Origin of the sequence: Pseudomonas sp. TWI923, from assembly GCF_039673365.1 — a bacterium.
Lineage (GTDB): Bacteria > Pseudomonadota > Gammaproteobacteria > Pseudomonadales > Pseudomonadaceae > Aquipseudomonas > Aquipseudomonas sichuanensis.
Genome location: NZ_JBDJLM010000033.1, coordinates 37,061 through 55,076, shown reverse-complemented (window position 1 = coordinate 55,076; position 18,016 = coordinate 37,061). Strand labels below are relative to the sequence as shown.

Genomic DNA, 18,016 nt, shown 5'->3' with positions numbered 1-18,016 from the left:
GCGCAGCGCTTTTCTCGGCAAGTACCTGAACCTGGGGCAGCACGAGGATTTGCGTCGTGGGCTGGGGATCTCGACCAAGAGCCTGGTGCATCACTGGTCGAAGGCCGGCGCTCCGGGGGCGATCCCTGGGTATGCGACGCACCTGGATGAGATGGCGAAGATGACCAAGTACCTGAAGTACGGCGGGCATGTGGCGGTGGGGGTGGGGGCGACTTCGTTGTACATGAAGATCTACGAGGCGTGCCGGGCGGGGGAGACCGAAGAGTGCAAACGGATTCGGTTCACTGAGACAGGTAGCTTTGCTGGAGGGTTGGCCGGAGGAACAGCTGGCGCTTTGGCCGGGCAGTCGGCAATCAAGTACGTTTGCTACTTCGGCCCGTGGGGGCGAGCAGTCTGCGGAATAGCAACAGTTGGGGCAGGTTCTTTTGCAGGCAGTTCGTTCTTGGGGCAAGCCGCTGAGTATGTTGGAGAGACAATTTACGAGACATTCTATGATTGATCTGAATGATTGGCCGGCAGGTGTGAAAATCGCAGTATTGATTACACCCTTTTTAACTGGGCTCACAGGCATAGGAATCAGTGCGCATATCGCTTCCTCGAGGCACTTTGATTTGATGTGTGAAGCGCTTCAGAGAAGTAAATGTTTGCATGATGAGTTGAGGCGAGGAGGGGGGTTTACATTAAAGCTCCGATTGATGACGGTGGGTGCTATTGCGGGAGTGCTAATCTGGCCAGGGTTATCGATTAGGCGGGGTGATCTGGATTCGGAGGACTATCAAAACTTTCCTGCCTATCTCAAGAGGCGTATAAGAGCCGCTATTGTCTGTGTCTATGTTTCTTTGGTTTGGGCAGCCGTCATTGAGCTATTTGTTGAGCTGAAACGGACATAATAGTTGCGGGGTCAATCATCTCGGCTATTAATGGAGGTTGTGGTGATGCGGTCACCGTCGAGGACTTGGCCTTTGCGGTAGATCACGATGCGATAGACCATAGCGATCACCTGCGGCAATGACCTTGAAGCGGTTGCTGGTCATGCGGGCTTTCCTTGTGCGCAGAAAACGCCGAACGCTAGCAGCTCGATGGGGGTTATTTATAATGCTGAATATAATTGATGTCAGTGGGGGCTCTGTTGTTGTAAAGCTGCTGTTGCTGGTGACTCCATTTCTTTTGTTGATTGTCGGGCTCGTCGTTAATGCCTATATTGCGGGTTCACGCCACTTTCACGTCATGTGTCGTGCCTTTGGGCGCAGCAGTGGCCTGCAGGATGAGCTTGTTCTTTGGGGGGGCGACGAGGTTGCGGTCTCGGATGTTGATCGTTAGTGCTATGAGCCTTGCTGCGGTTTGGCCATCACACGGGTTCCGCCGTGGATGGTTGGACGCTAACGACTGGCGAGATTTCCCTGAATATTTGAAATGCTGCATGAAAGTGAGTAGCTATTTTTTATTTATAGGGCTGGGAATGCTTTTTCTCTTGGTGTCATTTGTGAGAGTTGTACCTTGAGAAAGTGATAATTCAGGTAAGGCTTTGATGCCTTGCAGTAGTCTGTGGTTTGAGCTTGGGGTAGCACGAGGACCTGCGTTGGGGGATCTCTTGGCCGAGTAGCCAGTCGAGGAAGCAGGCATGTAATAAGTCGTTCCTGGCCATGCAGGCTCTGGCCAAGGTGCCAGTCGGAAGTGTGAAACAGACGCATGGAAGATCCGCTGGATGAGCGGCAGGGGGTATTGGGGTGAGGGCGATATGGTAACTCATCGGGGGGGCTTGGAGCCGGGTGTGTGGTGTTGAGGTTGGATCGGTTTGGCCGTGATGTGTTCGCCGAAAGAGTTGTAGTGCCTACAAGATCGAGCGCCGCCCGCGCGGCGCATCGCTGGCAAGCCAGCTCCCACATCTGTTTCGGGCCAGTCACTCCTGTGACTACATCGCTGCACGCCTTGTTGGCCCGACTCGATTTCGAAGTGGGCGCTGAAGGCCCTGCGCCAGACTCAAGACATGCACCAAGGCGGGCAGCGGTACCCCCACAGGCATAATTGGCCCGAAACAAATGTGGGAGCTGGCTTGCCAGCGATGCGCCGCGCGGGCGGCGCTCGATCTCAAGAGCGCTGCAAGACTGTCGCCTGGCACCTCGCCGCCCTCAAGCGATAGACCTGCGGTTATTTCGGATACAACGGCGGCAAGCTCCCCGCCTCACCCGCCGGCGCCAGCACCTGCTCGGCCCGGGGAATGTCGCCGATCGCCCGCCACAGCTCATCCCCATGCCAGTACTGGCCACTCTCGCTGTACAACGCCCCATTCAAACCATCCAGCGCATCGGACAACGGCACGAAGCGCGCCGCCATCTCGGCCAGGGTCTCCGGCTGCTGCCGCGCCCAGGCGTCGAGCGCCTGGCGGGTGGCCTGGGGGTCGTTGGCCTGGCAGGCGCGCTTGAGGTCGTCGAGCAGCGTGCGCGGGCTCGGGCCGGTCTGCGCGGCGCGTAGTACCGCCGGCTGCGAGCGGGCGCGCCACCACAGGGTGAAACCGAGCAAGGTGGTCAGGGCCAGGATCAGCGTGGCCAGCTGCCAGGGCCACAACAGGTGGTTGGTGCTGCTGTCGCCGACCGGGGTGTCGGCGCTGAGCGCCGGGTTGTCCTGCACGCTGAGGGTGCGCGCCGGCAGGCTGGTCTGCTGCAGGTGGTCTTCGAGGGTGTTCCACCAGGTCACCTCCAGCGCCGGCAGGGCCAACTCGCCACTGTGGGTGGGCACCAGCGCCTCGCGCTCTTCGCGGTTGGCGACCATGCCGCGTTCGCTGATCTCGTTGCGCAGCAGCGGCTGGTCCGGGTAGCGGCGCAGGCCGACTGCCTCGGTGGCCGGCAGCGGCGGCAGCTGGGTGCTCGACAGCCCGTCGGCGCGCAGGGTGACATTGCGCGTCAGCGAGTCGCCGATCTGGGTAGGCTGGCTTGCTGGGTCGGGGTACCAGTGCTCTTCCAGGGTCAGGTTGCGTGCCGGCAGCCAGGGGCGGTCTTTCGGATAGTTGGCGGGGATTGCCTTGACGGTCAGGCGCAACGGCAGCGAGCTGACCTGCACCTGGCGCCCGACCCGGGGGCTGCCGGCCGCTTGCGTGCCGTTGTCGGCGGCGGTGGCGGTGAACTGCAGCGGTGGGATTTCGAGCTCGCCACTTTGCTGCGGGTAGAGCGCGTAGCGGGTTTCGATCACCCCGTGGCGCACGCCGTTGATGTCTTTTTCATAGGTGCGCGACTCACCCAGCGGGTCGACCTTGGCGTTGTCCAGTTGCAGCGGGCTGAGGCTGCTGTCGTCGTACAGCGCCACCGAATGATAGATGCGCAAGGTGAGCACGGCCTGGGCCTGCACGTACACCTCGTTGCTGTCCAGGGTGGTCTCGACGAACACCTGGGAGGCGACGTCCGGGCGTTGGCTGTCGGCCTGCTGCACTTGCAGGTCGATGGCCTGGCTGTGGGACTGCCCCAGTTGCAGTTCGGGGATGCGCAGGCTGCCGCTGCGCCGCGGCAGCAGGGTGATGATCCAGCGGGTGCTGGCGCGGGTTTCGCCGTCAAGGCTGTGCAGGCTGTTGAGCTGGCGCGTGCCGCGCACCTCGAAGTCGGCGTCGAGGGCATGCAGGTCGGGTTTGCCGAACTGGGTGACGTCCTGGCTCTCGAGGGTGAGCTCGAGGGTTTCGCCGGCTTCCAGGCGCGTGCGGTCGACACTGGCCTTTAGGGTGAGCTCGGCCTGGGCCGCCAGGGCCCACAGCAGGGTGAAAATCAAGACGCCGAGGCGACTCATCGTGAGGTTTCCTGATGCAATTGCTGTTCATACCAGAATTTGCGCCGCAACAGCTCCGCCGGGTTGTCGGGGATCTCGCGCAGCCATTGTTCCAAGGCCTGGCGCTGTTCGGCGTCGAGGCTGGTGGAGACCGGCCGCTGTGGCGGCTGGGTGACACTGTCATCGTTGCCCCCGGCAGTGCCGGGCGCTGTCTGGCTGGTGTTGCCGTTGGCATTTTCAGCAGACTGCTCTGGCTGGGCCTGCTCATCGGCGCCAGGGGTTCCCTGGGCGCTGGATGAACTGCTGTTGCCTTGGTTGTCGGTGCCGGGTGTGTCCTGGGCATCGGCATTGGCCGGCGGTTCCTCGGCCTTGGCCTCGCGCTGTTGCAGCAGCTGCTGGACCAGGGCCTGGTTGTCCAGCGCCGGCTTCAGGTCGGGCTGGCGCTCCAGCGCCTGTTCGTAGGCGTCCAGCGCCGCTTCCAGCTCGCCGGCGCGGGCCAGGGCATTGCCTCGATTGTAGTGGGCGGCGGCGTCGCTGCCTTGGGCGAAGGCGGCGGCGGCGCCCGCGAAGTCGCCGGCCTGGTACAGGGCCATGCCGCGCCATTGCGGGTCCTGGAAGTGGCGCGCGGCCGCCGCCGGTTGCTGGCGCAGGAGCAACTGCTGGCCCTGCTGGTCCGGCCTTAGCCACAGGTCATTGAACTCGAAGGCCTGGCTCGGTTGCGGCAGCGCCAGCAGCAGCGGCAGGCAGAACAGCCAACCGCGTCGACCGGCGCAGGCGGCCAGCAGCAGCAGGGGCAGCAACAGCCAGTAACCCTGGTCGGCCCAGCTGTCCAGTTGCACGGTCTGGCCGTCGTTGCGCAGCAGGCGCGGGTTGTCGAACAGGCCCAGGCCGCGCAGGTCGAGGTCGTCGATCCGGGCGTGGCGGTAGCGCCCGCCGGTGCCATTGATGAAACTCTTGAGCGCGGCGCTGTCCAGGCGCGGCATGAGGATGCCGCCCTGATCGTCCTTGAGGTACTCGCCGTTGGCCTGGCGCACGGGCGCGCCTTCAGTGCTGCCGATGCCCAGCATCAACAGGCTTGGGCCCTGGCGGCCCAGGGCCTTGGTGATGCCGTCGCGCTCCTGTTCGCTCAGGGCCGAGCCGATCAGCAGCAGGCGGCCCTGGCCAAGGCCGCTCTGTGCCAGCAGCGAGAGGCCTTTCTGCACGGCCAGGTCGGCGCGCTGGCCGGGCTGCGGCATGATCGACGGGTCGATTGATTCGAGCAGATTGCGCGTGGTGCCGAGGTCGTCGGACAGCGGCACCAGGGTGTGCGCGGAGCCGGCGTAGACCACCAGCGCGGTCTGGCTGTCACGCCGGTGTTCGAGCAGGTCGAGGATCTTGCGCCGGGCCTGCTCCAGGCGGTTGGGCGCGGTGTCTTCGGCGAGCATCTGCGGGGTGAGCTCGAGCAGGATCACCAGCGGGTCGGCGGGGCGCTGGCGAGTTTCTTCAAGGCGCTGCCAGCTTGGCCCGAGCAGGGCCAGCACCACCAGCAGCCAGGCCAGGCCCAGGGCGACCCAGGGTAATTTGCTGGTGCTGCCGCTGCCGCCACCGAGCAGCACGGCGTGGAACTGCTGGGGCAGGATCAGCTGCCAGCGCCCGGCACGCTTGCGCCGGTGCCAGAGCTTGAACAGCAGCCAGCCGAGCAGGGGCACTACCAGCAGCCAGAGTGGGCGTAGCCATTGCGGCCAGAGTTCGATCATCGCCGCCTCCTCAGGCGCAGGCGTTTGAGGCGCTGGCGCCATTCGGGGTGCGGCTGCAGAAAGCGCGGTTTGCGCAGCAGGCGTTGCAGCAGGTTGTCCGGCCACTGCACGGCTACCACCAGCAGCACGCTGAGCAGCAGGGCCAGGGCCAGCGGCCAGGCGTACAGCTCGCTGGCGGTGCGGGCCTGGGTGGGTTGCTGGGCCACCGGTTCCAATTGGTCGAGGGTGTCGCCGATGGCGTTGAGCTCAGCGCCGTCATGGGCACGGAAGTAGCTGCCGTGGGTGATGTCGGCAATCTCCTTGAGCGAGGCCTCGTCCAGGTCCAGGCTCGGGTTCAGCCCGAGCAGGCCGGGGGTGCCGCTGGCCTCGGGGTTGGCGCCGATGCCGATGGTATAGATGCGCACGCCTTCCTGGGCCGCCAGGCGGGCGGCGGTCAGCGGGTGTATCTGCCCGCCGTTGTTGGCGCCGTCGGTAATCAGTACCAGCACCCGGCTTTGTGCCGGGCGCTGGCGCAGGCGCTTGACCGCCAGGCCGATGGCGTCGCCGACGGCGGTGTTCTTGCCGGCGATGCCGATCTGCGCTTCGTCGAGGAAGGTGCGCACGGTACGCCGGTCGAAGGTCAGCGGGGCCTGCAGGTAGGCCTGGCTGCCGAACAGGATCAGCCCGACCCGGTCGCCCTGGCGGTCCTGGAGGAAGTCGCCCATCAGGGCCTTGACCAGGTCCAGCCGGCTGATTTCCTCGCCTTGCCACTGCATGTCGGGAAAGTCCATGGAACCGGACACATCCACCGCCACCAGCAGGTCGCGGCCGCTGGCCGACACCGGCACCGGCTCGCCCAGCCATTGCGGGCGGGCGGCGGCCAGCAGCAACAGCAACCAGATCAGGATGAACGGCGCCTGTTGACGCCAGGTCGGCAGGTTCAGCCGTGCGCGGCGCCCGGCCAGGCCTTCGAGCTCGTCGAGGAAGCCGACCTTGAGCACCGGCTCGCCACTGTCGGCGGCGGGCAGCACCAGGCGCGCCAGCCAGGGCAGCGGGAACAGCGCCAGGAGCCACGGCCAGGCCAGTTCAAACATGCTTGCGGATCCAGATTTCGACCGCCTGGGCGAGCCCGGCGATGGCTTTATCGTCGAGCTTGCACTCGGGCTTGTAGGCGCCTTCGACCAGCACCATCCAGCGTGTCAGGCCGGCGGCCGGGCAGCGGTTGTCGAGGAAGGCCAGCCATTGCCGGCCGTTGAGGGTATGGCTGTTGGCGCCGGGGTAGTGGTTGCGGCACAGGCGTTTGAGCAGGGCGTTGATCTGCTGCAGCCAGGCGCCGGCCGGCACACCGTCGTAGGGGCGCGGCAGGCGCGCCAGCTCTGCCAGCGCTTCGACGCGCACTGGGTCCAGCGGCAGTTCGGCACGCACCACCTTGCGCTTGCCTGGGCGCCAGCGGCGCAGGCGCCAGGCACCCCAGGCCAGCAACGGCAGCAGGGCCAGCAGCAACCACCAGCCCGGCGCCGGTGGCCACAGGCCGATCGGCGCCGGGGCGATCAGTGGCTGCAGCTGATCCAACGGGTTCATTGGCGGCTCCCGGAGCGCTGGGCATTCAGGTATTCGCGCAGTTGCTCGATCATTTCGCTCTGGGTGCTCAGCGGCATCAGCACTACCCGCAGTTTTTGCGCCAGCAACTCCCAGCGCTCGATGCGTGCTTCGGCCTGCTGGCGGTAAGCCTGGCGCAGGCCGGCGTCGAGGGTGTCGAGTTCCAGTTGCGCACCGCGCTGGGCGAAGCGCAACAGGCCGGCGGCGGGCAGGGCGTGGTCGAGCGGGTCGCTGACCGGCAACAGCAGCACGTCGCAATGGCGCGAGAGCATCGCCAGGTGTTGCTCGACGCTGGCGCTGAGGGCGCGTTCGTCGCAGATGACGATGGCCAGGCTGCCCGGGCGCAGCACCTCGCGCGCCCGGCGCAGGGCCAGGCCCAGGCTGTCGGCCTGGGGCAGGGCTTCGGTATGCAGGGCCTGGTTGACCTTCGCCAGGCGGTTGAGCAACTGCAGCAGGCTTTGTTTGCTGCGCCGGGGCTTGATCTCCAGGTGCTCGTTGTCACCGAACACCAGCCCGCCGATACGGTCGTTGTGGCCCAGCGCGGCCCAGCCGAACAGGGCAGCGGCCTGGGCCGCCAGCACCGACTTGAACATCAGCCCTGAACCGAAGAACAGGCGCTGGCTCTGTTCGACCATGATGAAGATCGGCCGCTCGCGCTCCTCATGGAACAGCTTGGTGTGCGGCTCCTGGGTGCGCGCGGTGACGCGCCAGTCGATGTTGCGCACATCGTCGCCGGCCTGGTAGACCCGCACCTGGTCGAAGTCCACCCCGCGCCCGCGCAGCTTGGAGTGGTGCAGGCCCACCAGCGGGCTGCGTTGCCCGGGCCGCGAGAACAGCTGGATTTCGCGCACGCGGTGGCGCATGTCGATCAAGTCGGCGAGGCCGATGCGGATGCCGGAGTCGGCCAGCGTGCGGGTGGGCATGGGTTCAGGCGACGGCGACGACGTCGAGGATGCGCTGCACCACGCGGTCCTGGTCGACCCCCGCGGCCTCGGCCTCGAACGACAGGATGATGCGGTGGCGCAGCACGTCGAACAGCACCGCCTGGATGTCCTCGGGGCTGACGAAGTCGCGCCCGGCCAGCCAGGCGTGGGCGCGTGCGCAGCGGTCCAGGGCGATCGAGCCGCGCGGGCTGGCGCCATAGGCGATCCAGTCGGCCAGTTCGCTATCGAACTTGGCCGGGGTACGCGTGGCCATCACCAGTTGCACCAGGTATTCCTCCACGGCGTCGGCCATGTACAGGCCGAGGATTTCCTTGCGTGCGGCGAAGATGGCCTGCTGGCTGACCCGCCGCTCGGGTTTCACTTCACCGCCCAGTGCTTCGCCACGGGCCTGCTGAAGGATGCGCCGCTCGACCGCAGCATCGGGGAAGCCGATCTTCACGTGCATAAGGAAGCGGTCTAGTTGGGCTTCGGGCAGCGGGTAGGTGCCCTCCTGCTCGATCGGGTTCTGCGTGGCCATCACCAGGAACAGCGGCGACAGCTCGTAGGTGCTGCGCCCGACGCTGACCTGGCGCTCGGCCATGGCTTCGAGCAGCGCCGACTGGACCTTGGCCGGGGCGCGGTTGATTTCGTCGGCCAGCACCAGGTTGTGGAAGATCGGCCCCTGCTGGAACACGAAACTGCCGGTTTCCGGGCGGTAGATTTCGGTGCCGGTGATGTCGGCGGGGAGCAGGTCGGGGGTGAACTGGATGCGATGGAACTCGGCTTCGATGCCCTCGGCGAGCTCTTTGATGGCCTTGGTCTTGGCCAGGCCCGGAGCCCCCTCCACCAGCATGTGGCCGTCGGCCAGCAGCACGATCAGCAGGCGCTCGACCAGTTTTTCCTGGCCGAGGATCTGGGAAGAGAGAAAGGTGCGCAGCGCGTTCAGCGCCTCACGGTGTTCCATCGTCGACGGTTCCTGGGAGTGGGCCTGGGGTGCGCTGGGGCGCGGTTGCCGGGCGGGGGGATACTTTAATCTATCCGGGGGTGCGGGGCCTAATGGGCGGGGGTAAAAATCTTGAAAAGAAAGGGGGGTGAGGGCGGCTGGGAGTTGCGTCTGGAGCACCAGGTGTTCGCCTGGATTTTTGGGGTGGGGCGCAAATCGAGCGCCGCGCGGGCGGCGCTCGATTTCACAGGCGCAAAACCTCTCAAGGCGAACACTTCTCCAGCCTTTCCCCAAAGTTGGAAAGCTTCTTGCAAAGCCAGCGCCAGGCGCCACCCAGGCGTCAAAGTTTTGCTTCAAGAGGACTCGCGGTGGATCGCACTCAGTTAATCAGCAACGCGCGCAACAACCTGGCCGGTCTCGGCAGGGGCAACCTCGGCGTGCCGCTGTTACTGCTGGTGATGTTGGCAATGATGATGTTGCCGATACCGCCGTTCCTGCTCGACGTGTTCTTCACCTTCAACATCGCCCTGTCGATTGTGGTCCTGCTGGTGTGCGTCTATGCCCTGCGCCCGCTCGACTTCGCCGCCTTCCCGACCATCCTGCTGGTGGCCACGCTGTTGCGCCTGGCGCTGAACGTCGCGTCCACCCGAGTGGTCATGCTGCATGGCCAGGAAGGGCATGGCGCCGCGGGCAAGGTGATCCAGGCGTTCGGTGAAGTGGTGATCGGCGGCAACTACGTCGTCGGTGCGGTGGTGTTCGCCATCCTCATGATCATCAACTTCGTGGTGGTGACCAAGGGCGCCGGGCGTATCTCCGAGGTGAGCGCGCGTTTCACCCTTGACGCCATGCCCGGCAAACAGATGGCCATCGACGCCGACCTCAATGCCGGCCTGATCGACCAGGCCCAGGCCAAGGCGCGTCGTAGCGAAGTGGCCCAGGAGGCCGAGTTCTACGGCTCGATGGACGGTGCCAGCAAGTTCGTCCGTGGCGATGCCATCGCCGGCCTGCTGATCCTGTTCATCAACCTCATCGGCGGCATGCTGATCGGCATGCTGCAGCACGGCATGACCTTCAGCGATGCCGGCAAGGTCTACGCGCTGCTGACCATCGGTGACGGTTTGGTGGCGCAATTGCCATCACTGCTGCTGTCCACCGCTGCCGCGATCATGGTGACCCGTGCTTCGGGCTCCGAGGACATGGGCAAGCTGATCAATCGGCAGATGTTCGATTCGCCCAAGGCCCTGGCGGTTTCCGGCGCGCTGATGATCGTCATGGGCCTGGTGCCGGGCATGCCGCACATGGCTTTCCTCAGCCTGGGCGGGGTGGCCGCCGGCGCTGCCTACCTGGTGTGGAAGAAGCAGCAGAAGGCCAAGGCCCTGGCCCTGGAAGAGATTCAGCGCCAGCAGGACCTGCTGCCATCGCCGCAGCGTGCCATGGACACCAAGGAACTGGGCTGGGATGACGTCACCCCCATCGACATGATCGGCCTGGAGGTGGGTTATCGCCTGATTCCGCTGGTGGATCGCAACCAGGGCGGCCAATTGCTGGCGCGGATCAAGGGTGTGCGCAAGAAGCTGTCCCAGGACCTGGGCTTCCTCATGCCCACCGTGCACATTCGCGACAACCTCGACCTGCAGCCCAGTGCCTATCGCCTGACGCTGATGGGCGTGATCCTGGCAGAGGCCGAGATCTACCCGGACCGTGAGCTGGCAATCAACCCCGGCCAGGTATTCGGCACGCTCAACGGCATCGCCTCGCGCGACCCGGCGTTCGGCCTGGAGGCGGTGTGGATCGATGTGGGTCAGCGCGCCCAGGCGCAGTCGCTGGGTTACACAGTGGTGGATGCCAGTACCGTGGTCGCCACCCACCTCAACCAGATCCTGCAGAAGCACTGCCATGAGCTGATCGGCCATGAAGAAGTCCAGCAGTTGCTGCAGGTGCTGGCCAAGGCGTCGCCGAAACTGGCGGAAGAGCTGGTGCCGGGTGTCATTTCCTTGTCGGGTTTGCTCAAGGTTCTGCAGGCGTTGCTTTCCGAGCAGGTGCCGGTGCGCGACATTCGCAGCATTGCCGAAGCCATCGCAAACAATGCGGTGAAGAGTCAAGATACCGCCGCGCTGGTGGCGGTGGTGCGGGTCGGGTTATCCCGCGCTATCGTTCAAAGCATTGTCGGCGTTGAGTCCGAGCTGCCTGTGATCACCCTTGAGCCAAGGTTGGAACAGATCTTGCTCAATAGTTTGCAAAGGGCCGGGCAAGGTCAGGAAGACGGTGTTCTTCTTGAGCCGAGCATGGCCGAAAAGCTTCAGCGCTCGTTGATCGAGGCGGCCCAGCGTCAGGAAATGCAGGGCCAGCCGGCCATCCTTCTGGTGGCGGGCCCGATCCGAGCCATGCTGTCGCGTTTCGGTCGCCTGGCTGTACCGAATTTGCATGTTTTGGCGTATCAGGAAATACCTGACAACAAGCAAGTCACCATTGTTGCCACCGTGGGCCCCAACGGCTGAGGTAGTGGGTTATGCAAGTTAAGCGTTTTTTCGCCGCCGATATGCGTCAGGCCATGAAGCTGGTTCGTGATGAGCTTGGCTCCGATGCCGCCATCATCGGCAACCGGCGCATCGCTGGCGGTGTCGAGTTGACGGCCGCGCTGGACTACAAGCTGTCCGCCCTGGCCCCACGGGTGCCCAATGCCGAGCTCGAGGACGAGTTGCGCAAGACCCAGTCGCGCATTGTCACCGCCCAGGCTGAAATCAGCGGGCGCAACGAAATCGGCGAGGGCAACCGGCAGTTGTTCGCCGGCCAGTCGCTGACCGCTTCCGAACCGCTGGTCGAGCCGCATGTCGACGTGCCGGCGGCGCCTGCCGCACCGGCTGCCGCGCCGGTCGACCCGCGCCTGTTCGACGCCATGCGCTCGGAGCTCACCGGCCTGCGCGAGCTGCTTGAAGTGCAGCTCGGTTCGCTGGCCTGGAGCCAGCTGCAAGGTAACAAGCCACAACAGGCCAACCTCTGGCGCCGCCTGCAGCGCTTGGGCTTGTCGGGCGGGCTGGCCCGCGAACTGCTTGAGCTGACCGCCGAAATCGAAGAGCCGCGCCACGCCTGGCGCATGGTCCTGGCGCACCTGGCGCGGATGATCGACGTGCCCGAGGTCGAGCCGATCGAAGAGGGCGGGGTGATCGCCATGGTCGGCCCGGCCGGCATGGGCAAGACCACTACCCTGGCGAAACTGGCCGCACGCTATGTGCTCAAGTACGGCGCGAGCAATATCGCCCTGGTGAGCATGGACAGCTTCCGCATCGGCGCCCAGGAACAGCTGAAAACCCTGGGGCGCATCCTCAATGTGCCGGTTACCTACGTCGACCCGGGCGAGTCCCTGGCCCAGGCGCTCGAGCCGCTGCTGCGCAAGCGCGTGGTGCTGATCGATACCGCCGGCCTGCAGGCCAGCGACCCGGCGCTGCGCATGCAGCTGGAGACGCTGGCCGGGCGTGGCATCGCCTCGAAGAACTATCTGGTACTGGCCACCACCAGCCAGAAACAGGTGCTCACCGCCGCCTACCACAGCTACAAGCGCTGCGGCCTGGCCGGTTGCATCCTGACCAAGCTCGATGAAACTGCCTGCCTCGGTGAAGTGCTGAGCCTGGCCATCGGTCACGAATTGCCGATTGCCTACCTGACCGACGGGCCACGTATTCCGGATGACCTGCAATTGCCGCGTAAACACCAGTTGGTGAGCCGCGCGGTGAGTGTACAGATGCAGGACGAGCCCAGCGAAGAGGCCATGGCCGACATGTTCGCTGATCTCTACCACAACCCCGGCAAGCGGGCGGGGTGAAGGTGAACACTGTGCAAAGTACCTACATCATGGGGTTGCCCGGCCTGGCCGCGGCGCTGAGCATCAAGCCCCTCATGTGGCCTGGGTCCAAGCAAGACAAGGTAAACAACAGACATGGGTAGCATGCATCCCGTACAGGTGATCGCCGTCACCGGTGGCAAAGGTGGCGTCGGCAAGACCAACGTTTCAGTGAACCTGTCCCTGGCGCTGGCCGAACTCGGCCGCCGGGTCATGCTGCTCGACGCCGACCTGGGCCTGGCCAATGTCGACGTGCTGCTGGGCCTGACACCCAAGCGCACCCTGGCCGACGTCATCGAGGGCCGTTGCGAGCTGCGTGACGTGCTGCTGCAGGGGCCGGGCGGGGTACGCATCGTGCCGGCCGCCTCGGGCACCCAGAGCATGGTGCACCTGGCGCCGGCTCAGCACGCCGGCCTGATCCAGGCGTTCAGCGAAATCGGCGACAACCTCGATGTGCTGGTGATCGACACCGCCGCCGGGATCGGCGAGTCGGTGGTCAGCTTCGTCCGTGCGGCGCAAGAGGTGTTGCTGGTGGTCTGTGACGAGCCTACCTCGATCACCGATGCCTACGCCCTGATCAAGCTGCTCAACCGCGACTACGGCATGAACCGTTTCCGCGTGCTGGCCAACATGGCGCAGAGCCCGCAGGAAGGGCGCAACCTGTTCGCCAAATTGACCAAGGTCACGGATCGCTTCCTCGACGTCGCCCTACAATACGTCGGCGCCGTGCCTTACGACGAATGTGTGCGCAAGGCGGTGCAGAAGCAGCGGGCGGTCTATGAGGCCTTCCCACGGTCCAAGTGTGCGCTGGCCTTCAAGGCCATCGCGCAGAAGGTCGACAGCTGGCCGCTGCCAGCCAACCCACGCGGGCACCTGGAGTTTTTCGTCGAGCGTCTGGTGCAGCCCACCAGCGCGGGGCCAGTGCTATGAGTGCGAGCGGCTTCAAGATGTACAGCAAGGCGTCGAAGGACGCCCAGTACGAACTGGTCGAGCGCTACGCGCCGCTGGTCAAGCGCATCGCCTACCACCTGCTGGCGCGCCTGCCGGCCAACGTGCAGGTCGAGGACCTGATCCAGGCCGGCATGATCGGCCTGCTGGAGGTCGCCAACAAGTACGACGCCAGCAAGGGCGCCAGCTTCGAGACTTACGCCGGCATCCGCATCCGCGGCGCCATGCTCGACGAGGTGCGCAAGGGAGATTGGGCGCCACGTTCGGTGCACCGCAATACGCGCATGGTCAGTGACGCAATGCGCTCGGTTGAAGCAAGAACTGGTCGCGACGCTAAAGATCACGAGGTTGCTGCCGAACTCCAATTGAGTCTCGATGATTACTACGGGATTCTGAACGACACCTTGGGCAGCCGCCTGTTCAGTTTTGACGACCTGTTGCAGGACGGTGAACACGAAGGTTTGCACGAGGACGGGGCCAGCGGCCAGCTGGAGCCATCGCGTGACCTGGAAGACGAGCGCTTCCAGCGCGCCCTGGCCGAGGCGATCGCCAACCTGCCGGAGCGTGAGCGCCTGGTGCTCGCGCTGTACTACGACGAAGAGCTGAACCTCAAGGAAATCGGTGAGGTGCTGGGGGTCAGCGAGTCACGTGTCAGCCAGTTGCATAGCCAGTGCGCGGCGCGTTTGCGCGGCCGCCTGGGGGAATGGCGGGCACGCTGAGCCCGGGTTCGATGCAGTCGTTTTTTGCTCTACCGAATTGATTGACTGCGCGCTCGGCGCCGAGCGCGTTTAAGACTGCTTGGAGGTCTACTTGAACAAAGACATGAAAATCCTCATCGTTGACGACTTTTCGACGATGCGGCGGATCATCAAGAACCTGTTGCGTGATCTGGGGTTCACCAATACCTCGGAAGCTGACGACGGCAACACCGCGTTGCCGATGCTGGAGAGCGGCCACTTCGATTTCCTGGTGACCGACTGGAACATGCCGGGCATGTCCGGCATCGAACTGCTGCGCAAAGTCCGCGCTGACGAGCGTCTGAAGCACCTGCCGGTGCTGATGGTGACCGCTGAAGCCAAGCGTGAGCAGATCATCGAAGCGGCCCAGGCCGGGGTAAACGGCTATGTGGTCAAGCCTTTCACCGCCCAGGTGCTCAAAGAAAAGATCGAGAAGATCTTCGAACGCGTCAACGGCTGAGTCACCTCAGGGGGCGCCATGGAGTCAACCAACAACTCTCTGGGTGAGTTCGAATCAACCCTGAAAAAACATGCCCAGGAACTGGTCGAGAGCCTCGAGCGCGGCCGTTTCGGCGATGCGGTGCAGCTGATTCATCAGCTCAACCAGACTCGCGACCGGGGCTTGTATCAGGAAGTCGGCAAACTCACCCGTGAACTGCACAGTGCGATCGTCAGTTTCCAGATCGACCCGGCGATGCCGCAGGCCGAGGAGGTCTCGCAGATCACCGATGCCACCGAGCGCCTCTCCTACGTGGTGCGCCTCACCGAAGGCGCGGCCAACCGCACCATGGACCTGGTGGAGGAGAGCACGCCGGTGCTCAACACCCTGGCCAGCGAAGCTCAGGACCTGTCCGCCGATTGGCAGCGCTTCATGCGCCGCGAAGTGGCGGCGCCGGAATTCCGTGAGCTGGTCAAGCGTGTCGACAGTTTCCTGACGCACAGTGCCGAAGGCAACCGCAAGGTCGCCGGGCACCTCAACGATATCTTGCTGGCTCAGGACTATCAGGACCTGACCGGCCAGGTGATCAAGCGGGTTACCGCGCTGGTCACCGAAGTAGAAAGCAATCTGCTCAAGCTCGTGCTGATGGCCAGCCAGGTCGACCGCTTCGCCGGTATCGAACATGACCACCAGCAGCTGCGCGCTGAAAAAGATGAAGAAAAACATCCGACTCGGGGTGAAGGTCCGCAGATTCATGCCGATAAGCGTGAAGACGTCGTGTCCGGTCAGGACGATGTCGATGATCTGCTGTCCAGCCTGGGTTTTTAAGGAGCACGTTTAATGAGCTTCGGCGCCGATGAAGAAATCCTCCAGGATTTCCTGGTAGAGGCCGGCGAAATCCTCGAGTTGTTGTCCGAGCAACTGGTCGAGCTGGAAAGCCGGCCCGATGACGCGGACCTGCTCAATGCGATTTTCCGCGGTTTCCACACTGTAAAAGGGGGCGCCGGCTTCCTTCAGCTCAACGAACTGGTGGAGTGCTGCCACATCGCCGAAAACGTGTTCGACATCCTGCGCAAAGGTGAGCGCCGGGTCGACGCGGAACTGATGGACGTGGTGCTCGAAGCGCTCGACACGGTCAACAGCATGTTCGGCCAGGTGCGTGAGCGCACCGATGTCACCCCGGCTACCCCGGAGCTGCTGGCGGCGCTGTCGCGCCTGGCCGAACCGGGTGCCGCCCAGGCGCCAGCCGCCGAGGTCGAGGCTGCGCCAGTGGTCGAGGCCAGCGCCGAGCCGGACATCACCGACACCGAGTTCGAGCAACTGCTCAATTCGCTCGATGCGGTCAAGGCCGAGGCCGAAGCCGAGCTGCATGAGCAGATGCAAGGCGAGGCGCCGGTCACCGGCGGTGACGAGATCACCGACGCCGAGTTCGAAAACCTGCTCGACCAGTTGCACGGCAAAGGCCAGTTTTCGACCGAAGTGGCGGCCAGCGAGCCGGCAACTGCCGCTCCCGCTGCAGCCAGCGACGAGATTACCGACGACGAATTCGAGTCGTTGCTTGACCAGTTGCACGGCAAGGGCACCTTCGCCGTCGATGCACTGCAGGGCGCTGCCGCGCCGGCTGCAAGTGCCGCGCCTGCTGCTGGGGGCGATGACATCAGCGAGCATGAATTCGAAGCGCTGCTGGACCAGTTGCATGGCAAGGGCAAGTTCTCCGCTGATGCGGCGGTTGCCGAAGCACCCGCTGCCGCCGTGGCGACCGCGCCCAAGGCAGAAGCAAAGCCTGTGGCCAAGCCTGCACCTGCGCCAGCTGCCGCACCGGCCCCGGCCCCGGCTGCTGCCGCCAAGCCGGCCGCTGCGGCTCCTGCCCGTGCCCCGGCACCGGCCGCCGAGAAGCATGGCGCCAGCGAAGCGGAAACAACGGTGCGGGTCGACACTGCGCGCCTGGACGAGATCATGAACATGGTCGGCGAACTGGTGCTGGTGCGTAATCGCCTGGTACGCCTGGGCCTGAACAGCGGCGACGAGGCCATGTCCAAGGCCGTGTCCAACCTCGACGTGGTCACCGCCGACCTGCAGACCGCGGTCATGAAGACCCGCATGCAGCCGATCAAGAAGGTCTTCGGTCGCTTCCCGCGCCTGGTTCGTGACCTGGCGCGCCAGCTCAAGAAAGAGATCAACCTGGAACTGGTCGGTGAAGAGACCGACCTCGACAAGAACCTCGTCGAGGCCCTGGCCGACCCGTTGGTGCACTTGGTGCGCAACGCCGTCGACCATGGTGTAGAGATGCCCGACGAGCGCGAAGCTTCGGGCAAGGCCCGTACCGGCCGCGTGGTGCTGTCGGCGGAACAGGAAGGCGACCACATCCTGTTGTCGATCTCCGACGACGGCAAGGGCATGGACCCAAGCGTGCTGCGTGCCAAGGCCGTCGAGAAGGGCCTGATGGACAAGGACGCCGCCGACCGCCTGAGCGAGTCGGACTGTTACAACCTGATCTTCGCCCCGGGCTTCTCGACCAAGACCGAGATCTCCGACGTGTCCGGCCGCGGTGTCGGCATGGACGTGGTGAAGACCAAGATTTCCCAGCTCAACGGCTCGATCAACATCTTCTCGGCCAAGGGCCAGGGCTCGAAGATCGTCATCAAGGTGCCGCTGACCTTGGCGATCATGCCGACCTTGATGGTGATGCTGGCCAACCAGGCGTTCGCCTTCCCGCTGGTCAACGTCAACGAGATCTTCCACCTCGACCTGTCGCGCACCAACGTGGTCGACGGCCAGGAAGTGGTGATCGTCCGCGACAAGGCGCTGCCGCTGTTCTACCTCAAGCGCTGGCTGGTCCAGGACCAGGCGCACGAGGAGCAGCACGAAGGCCACGTGGTGATTCTGTCGGTGGGCACCCAGCGCATCGGCTTCGTGGTCGACCAGTTGGTGGGCCAGGAAGAAGTGGTGATCAAGCCGCTGGGCAAGATGCTGCAGGGTACCCCGGGCATGTCCGGCGCCACCATCACCGGTGACGGCCGTATCGCGTTGATCCTCGACGTTCCGAGCATGCTCAAGCGTTACGCCGCCCGGCGTATTTGATTTCGGTGGCGCGCCCTGGCGGGTGCGCCACCTAATGGAGTGT

At 64.5% G+C, this 18,016-nt stretch carries 13 protein-coding genes and 1 pseudogene; 8 read left to right on the top strand and 6 right to left on the bottom strand.

Annotation, left to right across the window (positions count from 1 at the left end):
- Nucleotides 1–499, top strand: a pseudogene (locus ABE459_RS14690) (PAAR domain-containing protein); the annotation flags it as partial.
- Between the two features lie 1,649 nt (nucleotides 500–2,148).
- Here ABE459_RS14690 and ABE459_RS14685 read toward each other — a convergent pair.
- The 6 genes from ABE459_RS14685 to ABE459_RS14660 are packed head-to-tail and all read right to left on the bottom strand — an operon-like array spanning nucleotide 2,149 to nucleotide 8,951.
- Complete coding sequence (locus tag ABE459_RS14685; protein WP_323831166.1) at nucleotides 2,149–3,771, bottom strand: BatD family protein; 1,623 nt, start codon at nucleotides 3,769–3,771, stop codon at nucleotides 2,149–2,151.
- Nucleotides 3,768–5,486 carry a VWA domain-containing protein gene (locus ABE459_RS14680; protein WP_323831167.1) on the bottom strand — a complete coding sequence of 573 codons (1,719 nt, stop codon included), beginning with the start codon at nucleotides 5,484–5,486 and terminating at the stop codon, nucleotides 3,768–3,770. Before ABE459_RS14680 ends, ABE459_RS14685 begins: the two co-directional genes overlap by 4 nt.
- Nucleotides 5,483–6,559: a VWA domain-containing protein gene (locus ABE459_RS14675; RefSeq protein WP_125463289.1), complete on the bottom strand. Its 1,077-nt coding sequence runs from the start codon at nucleotides 6,557–6,559 to the stop codon at nucleotides 5,483–5,485. The genes ABE459_RS14680 and ABE459_RS14675 overlap by 4 nt, the downstream gene beginning before the upstream one ends.
- Nucleotides 6,552–7,046 carry a DUF4381 domain-containing protein gene (locus tag ABE459_RS14670; protein WP_323831168.1) on the bottom strand — a complete coding sequence of 165 codons (495 nt, stop codon included), beginning with the start codon at nucleotides 7,044–7,046 and terminating at the stop codon, nucleotides 6,552–6,554. Before ABE459_RS14670 ends, ABE459_RS14675 begins: the two co-directional genes overlap by 8 nt.
- Nucleotides 7,043–7,987, bottom strand: a complete 945-nt coding sequence (locus ABE459_RS14665) for a DUF58 domain-containing protein (RefSeq protein WP_125463291.1) — start codon at nucleotides 7,985–7,987, stop codon at nucleotides 7,043–7,045. The genes ABE459_RS14670 and ABE459_RS14665 overlap by 4 nt, the downstream gene beginning before the upstream one ends.
- A gap of 4 nt (nucleotides 7,988–7,991) precedes the next feature.
- Nucleotides 7,992–8,951 carry a MoxR family ATPase gene (locus ABE459_RS14660; RefSeq protein ID WP_110995264.1) on the bottom strand — a complete coding sequence of 320 codons (960 nt, stop codon included), beginning with the start codon at nucleotides 8,949–8,951 and terminating at the stop codon, nucleotides 7,992–7,994.
- Nucleotides 8,952–9,298: 347 nt separating this feature from the next.
- Here ABE459_RS14660 and flhA point away from each other — a divergent pair, with 347 nt between their 5' ends.
- The 7 genes from flhA to ABE459_RS14625 all read left to right on the top strand — a co-directional run bounded on the left by flhA (nucleotide 9,299) and on the right by ABE459_RS14625 (nucleotide 17,973).
- Complete coding sequence (gene flhA / locus ABE459_RS14655; protein ID WP_110995265.1) at nucleotides 9,299–11,428, top strand: flagellar biosynthesis protein FlhA; 2,130 nt, start codon at nucleotides 9,299–9,301, stop codon at nucleotides 11,426–11,428.
- Between the two features lie 11 nt (nucleotides 11,429–11,439).
- Nucleotides 11,440–12,750, top strand: coding sequence for a flagellar biosynthesis protein FlhF (flhF, locus tag ABE459_RS14650; RefSeq protein WP_125857942.1), 1,311 nt, complete (start codon nucleotides 11,440–11,442; stop codon nucleotides 12,748–12,750).
- 114 nt (nucleotides 12,751–12,864) lie between these two features.
- Nucleotides 12,865–13,698 (top strand): flagellar synthesis regulator FleN, encoded by an 834-nt coding sequence (gene fleN / locus ABE459_RS14645; protein WP_008093270.1) that lies wholly within the window; start codon nucleotides 12,865–12,867, stop codon nucleotides 13,696–13,698.
- Nucleotides 13,695–14,435: an RNA polymerase sigma factor FliA gene (gene fliA, locus ABE459_RS14640; RefSeq protein ID WP_110995267.1), complete on the top strand. Its 741-nt coding sequence runs from the start codon at nucleotides 13,695–13,697 to the stop codon at nucleotides 14,433–14,435. The genes fleN and fliA overlap by 4 nt, the downstream gene beginning before the upstream one ends.
- Nucleotides 14,436–14,538: 103 nt before the next feature.
- Nucleotides 14,539–14,913, top strand: coding sequence for a chemotaxis response regulator CheY (locus tag ABE459_RS14635; protein WP_178125875.1), 375 nt, complete (start codon nucleotides 14,539–14,541; stop codon nucleotides 14,911–14,913).
- A gap of 18 nt (nucleotides 14,914–14,931) precedes the next feature.
- Nucleotides 14,932–15,720, top strand: coding sequence for a protein phosphatase CheZ (locus tag ABE459_RS14630; RefSeq protein WP_125463293.1), 789 nt, complete (start codon nucleotides 14,932–14,934; stop codon nucleotides 15,718–15,720).
- 12 nt (nucleotides 15,721–15,732) lie between these two features.
- Nucleotides 15,733–17,973, top strand: coding sequence for a chemotaxis protein CheA (locus ABE459_RS14625; RefSeq protein WP_258706045.1), 2,241 nt, complete (start codon nucleotides 15,733–15,735; stop codon nucleotides 17,971–17,973).
- Nucleotides 17,974–18,016 lie beyond the last annotated feature (43 nt).

Bases quoted from the DNA above. Each gene is read 5' to 3' on its own strand.
- ABE459_RS14685 (WP_323831166.1), bottom strand. From the start codon at position 3,771: ATGAGTCGCCTCGGCGTCTTGATTTTCACCCTGCTGTGGGCCCTGGCG.
- ABE459_RS14680 (WP_323831167.1), bottom strand. From the start codon at position 5,486: ATGATCGAACTCTGGCCGCAATGGCTACGCCCACTCTGGCTGCTGGTA.
- ABE459_RS14675 (WP_125463289.1), bottom strand. From the start codon at position 6,559: ATGTTTGAACTGGCCTGGCCGTGGCTCCTGGCGCTGTTCCCGCTGCCC.
- ABE459_RS14670 (WP_323831168.1), bottom strand. From the start codon at position 7,046: ATGAACCCGTTGGATCAGCTGCAGCCACTGATCGCCCCGGCGCCGATC.
- ABE459_RS14665 (WP_125463291.1), bottom strand. From the start codon at position 7,987: ATGCCCACCCGCACGCTGGCCGACTCCGGCATCCGCATCGGCCTCGCC.
- ABE459_RS14660 (WP_110995264.1), bottom strand. From the start codon at position 8,951: ATGGAACACCGTGAGGCGCTGAACGCGCTGCGCACCTTTCTCTCTTCC.
- flhF (WP_125857942.1), top strand. From the start codon at position 11,440: ATGCAAGTTAAGCGTTTTTTCGCCGCCGATATGCGTCAGGCCATGAAG.
- fleN (WP_008093270.1), top strand. From the start codon at position 12,865: ATGGGTAGCATGCATCCCGTACAGGTGATCGCCGTCACCGGTGGCAAA.
- fliA (WP_110995267.1), top strand. From the start codon at position 13,695: ATGAGTGCGAGCGGCTTCAAGATGTACAGCAAGGCGTCGAAGGACGCC.
- ABE459_RS14635 (WP_178125875.1), top strand. From the start codon at position 14,539: ATGAAAATCCTCATCGTTGACGACTTTTCGACGATGCGGCGGATCATC.
- ABE459_RS14630 (WP_125463293.1), top strand. From the start codon at position 14,932: ATGGAGTCAACCAACAACTCTCTGGGTGAGTTCGAATCAACCCTGAAA.
- ABE459_RS14625 (WP_258706045.1), top strand. From the start codon at position 15,733: ATGAGCTTCGGCGCCGATGAAGAAATCCTCCAGGATTTCCTGGTAGAG.